3 protein-coding genes are annotated in these 3,913 nt (G+C 76.1%); 2 read left to right on the top strand and 1 reads right to left on the bottom strand.

Features of this window, described 5'->3' with window-relative positions; translation table 11 throughout:
- Positions 1-212: 212 nt before the first annotated feature.
- Together ACFV4N_RS40965 and ACFV4N_RS40960 are read left to right on the top strand one after the other, a co-directional pair.
- A complete protein-coding gene (locus ACFV4N_RS40965; RefSeq protein WP_499678081.1) occupies positions 213-1,307 on the top strand; it encodes a GDSL-type esterase/lipase family protein in 1,095 nt (364 codons plus the stop codon).
- 211 nt (positions 1,308-1,518) lie between these two features.
- Complete coding sequence (locus ACFV4N_RS40960) at positions 1,519-1,932, top strand: PGPGW domain-containing protein (RefSeq protein WP_499678080.1); 414 nt, start codon at positions 1,519-1,521, stop codon at positions 1,930-1,932.
- A gap of 10 nt (positions 1,933-1,942) precedes the next feature.
- Here the strand turns inward: ACFV4N_RS40960 and ACFV4N_RS40955 are convergent, their stop codons facing one another.
- A complete protein-coding gene (locus ACFV4N_RS40955) occupies positions 1,943-3,553 on the bottom strand; it encodes an alpha/beta hydrolase (RefSeq protein ID WP_499678079.1) in 1,611 nt (536 codons plus the stop codon).
- Positions 3,554-3,913 lie beyond the last annotated feature (360 nt).

Raw genomic sequence — 3,913 nt, 5'->3', positions numbered from 1 at the left:
GCCGCCGGGCACGACCGGGTGAGGCACGGCGCGCGTCACACCATCGGGTGGCTTTCCACCCCGTCTGGAAACGGGCGCTGACCAGTGGGAACCTCGAGACCAGGAGCACGTCACCCGCCCGGTCGCGCACTGGACCGGCCCACCCGGGGCCCCACCCCGCGAGGGCCGGAGGCGACCGCGGTCCGCGGTGGCCGGCGGGAGGGCGGTCGACGGTGGCACGAGCGAGGTACTGGCTGCTCGGCGCACTGGCCGGGGTGGCGTCCGTGGTCGGCGCGGCGGTGTTCCTGGAGATCACCGGCGCGCCGGACCTGCCGGGCCCGCCCGGGACCGGCCCGCTGACCGTGGTGTCCCTGGGTGACAGCACCCTGTCCGGCGAGGGCGCCGGCGACTACTCCCCGGAGACCGACGGCACGCGGGGCAACTGGTGCCACCGCTCCACGAACGCAGCGGTCAACCGGATCGACGTGCCCGGCGTGGAGGCCAAGGTCAACCTCGCCTGCTCCGGGGCGTCCACCGAGGACGTGGTCCTGGACGGGACCATGCAGTGGACCGAGCCCAGCCAGGCCCGGCGGCTCGCCGAGCTGGCCAGGACGCACCGCGTCGCGGCCGTGCTGGTGGCGGTCGGGGCCAACGACGACCCCCGCTTCTCCCGGCTCATGACCGAGTGCCTGAACGCCAGGATCCGGCTCGGCACGCCGTGCCACGACGCGGTGGAGCGGGACTGGGGGCAACGCCTGGACGCCGTGGTGCCGAAGGTCGAACGCGCGCTCCGCGACATCAGGCGCGTCCTGGCCGACGAGGGCTACCGGGACGGCGACTACCAGCTCGTGCAGCTCTCCTACGCCTCGCCGCTCGCGCCCGGCATCCCCGAGGAGCTGCGCAACCTCAGCGGCTGCCCGTTCCTCACCGACGACCTGGCCTGGATCCGGGACCACGCCGTGCCCGACCTGTCCGCCGCGCTGCGCGAGGCGGCCGACCGCGCCGGCGCCCGCTTCCTGGACCTGTCCCGCTCGGGGCAGGGGCACGAGGCGTGCACGGGCGGCGACGACCAGGAGAACGAGTGGTTCACCCGGCTGACCCTGGACTGGGACGGCTTCAGCGACGCCGAACGGGCCGAGCACGCCAGCGTGGAGTCCTTCCACCCCAACGCCGAAGGGCACCGGCAGGTCGCCGGCTGCGTCGGCCTGTTCCTCGGCACCGTCGACCGGGAGGCGGCGTGCGTGCCGGGCGAGGACGGCGCCCTCCACCTCACGACGGACGTGGACGGCGGGTCGCGGCGCGCGGCTGACGCGGGACACCCCCGATGAGGTGGCGGGGCGAGGCGGCGGGACGGCTGGGCCGCGGGGTGAGGCGGCCAGGTGAGGTGACCGGGGTGAGGTGACCGGGGTGAGGTGACGCGGCTCGGTGAGGTGACCGGGGCGAGGTGGTCGGGCGGGCGGGCGTCGGACTCGGCAGACTGGGGGCTCGGCGGACCGCGGGCTCGGCACACCGCGGTGACGGGCACGGGAGGGGTGGGACGTGGGGCTCGGCAAGCCGGTGAAGCGGGCGGCCCTCGTCACGGCGGGCGCGCTGCTGCTCGTCGTCGGCGCGCTGCTGCTGGTGCTGCCCGGACCCGGGTTGCTGCTGGTGCTCGCCGGGCTCGTCGTGCTGGCCGGGGAGTTCCCCGCCCTGGAGCGCTACGTGGACCCGGTGCGGGACCGGGCGATGAAGGCGGCGGAGGACAGCGTGTCCTCGCCGCTGCGCGTCGCGGTCTCGGTGACCGCCGGGCTGCTGCTGATCGCGGCCGGCATCACGTGGGGCCTGGTGGCGGCTCTGCCGTTCGGCGGCTGGGGCACCGGGTCGAGCCTGATCCTGTCCGGGCTGGTGCTGCTCGCGCTGCTGGTCTGGAGCCACCGCCGGGTCAGGGCCAGGCGCGCGGCGAGCGGCCGGTAGCCGCGCGGGCTCACCGCTCCTCCCGGACCTCCCGCGCCTCGACCAGCTCCCGGTACCGCTCGGTGTCCGCCTCGGTCCAGCCGGGCGGTTCGAGGATGTGCGCCCAGGCCTCGGCGGTCTCGGCCGGCCCGTAGTGGTGGCCCTGCCCCGGCGGGACCTCCGTGGAGAACACCAGGTCCATGGTCAGCTGCCAGAACGTGATCGCGGGCAGCCAGGTCATCTGCGGGCTCACGTCGGGCGCGCGGGCCTCGCCGAGCCAGTCGGGGCGGCGGGTGAGCAGTTGCGGCGACCACCAGACGACCGGGTCCGTCGAGTGCTGGAGGTACACCACGCGGCTGCCGCCCCACGGCGCGGCCAGGTCCAGGTCGTCCGGGTGGTCGGCGAACCGCACCGCGGCGCCGGAGTCCACGACGGGCAGCCGCTGCGGGGTGCCCGGGTCGCGGTCGGCGGTCAGCTCCTCCCACACCCGCGTCGAGTTCGGGGTGCCCGTCCACAGCGCGCCGGAGGTGCGGGTGGTCATGTCCTGGAGACCGCTGAACGCCGCCTGGCCGCCGTAGGCGCCGAGGCTCTCGCCGTAGACGACGAGTTCGGGCCTGCGGTCCGGTGGCCGCCGCTCCCAGGTCGCGTAGACCTGGTCGAACAGCTCCGAACCCGCCACCTGCGGGCTCTCCCGGTCGGCGACGAACGCGGCCCAGCTGGGCAGGTAGGAGTACTGGAGGGCGGCGATCGCGGTGTCGCCGCCGTGGACGTACTCCAACCCCTCCGTGGCGCCCGGGTCCACCCAGCCCGTGCCGGTGGTGGTGACGACGGCGATGACGGCCCGGTCGAACGCGCCCGTGCGCTCCAGCTCGGTCACCACCAGCGCGGCCACCTCGGACAGCGAACCCGCCGACGACAGGCCGCCGTACACGCGGATGGGCGTCCGGGCCGGGCGCCCGGTGAACGCGCTCAGCTCGGCCGCCGTGGGCCCGCCGGCGACGAAGGCGCGGCCCTCCTTGCCCAGCGACTCCCACGGCACCAGCGAGTCGGGCGACCCCGAGCGCTCCGGCGCGGTCGGGCGCACCACACCGGGGTGGTCGCCGCTGTCGGCGGTCGCCGCGAGCCGGTTGACCACCGCGAGGAAACCGTTGACCAGCGCGCCGTCCACGAACAGCACCGCGAGCACGGCCACCACCACCGCGCCGGTGAGCCGGGCGAGCCGCGGCGGCACGAACCGGGCGCCCGCGGCCGCCACCCGCCGCGACGCCGCGCGCAGCACCAGCCCGACCGCCCGGAGCCCGCCCGCCACCACGACCGCGACGCCCAGCACCAGCCCGTAGTAGGTCTGCTCGTCGGTCCGCACGCCGACCAGCTCCCGCACCTGTTCCTGCCAGTGGGCACCCAGGAGCAGCGACGCCGGGATCCAGATCGCGGTGCCGACGGCGAACAGGACGTTCCCGCGCCACCGGGCCCGCTCCGACCACACCGGGCGGAAGCCGAGCCACCGGGTCAGCCGCACCAGGCCCACCCCGATCAGGTAGCCCGTGGCCGAGCAGATGCCCGCGGCCACGCCCTGGAGGTACCAGGGGCGGGGCAGCAGCGAGGGCGTCATCGACCAGGCGAAGAACAGCAGCGCGAACACCAGGCCGACGCCGCTCAGCGACCGGCGGTAGCGGGCCAGGGCGTCGCGGACCGGGTTGCGGCGCGGCGCGTCCGGCGCCTCGACGGTTGTCGTGACGACCTCCCGGGGTGCGCTGCGGGCTTCGGCAACCGCCTGGTGTGGGCCGCACCAGCGGCGATGCCGACCGGTGGTGATCGCAGCCTAAGGCAGGGAGGCTGGGCGCCGCCGGCGAGTTGCGGACAACCGCAGCCCGGACCGGCGGGGGTCGGGCGCGGCCGGTCCGGTCACGGTGGGTGGTCGCCGACGGCTGGGCGACCGGTGGCGGAGGGGCGCCGACCGCGTCACCCGGACGACCCGACCGCCCCGGGACCGGTAGGGGCC

This window comes from Actinosynnema sp. NPDC059797 (genome assembly GCF_042732085.1).
In the GTDB taxonomy this organism is placed as follows: domain Bacteria; phylum Actinomycetota; class Actinomycetes; order Mycobacteriales; family Pseudonocardiaceae; genus Actinosynnema.
Note: the sequence above shows the minus strand (reverse complement) of the source record. Positions and strands in the feature narration are given on the sequence as shown.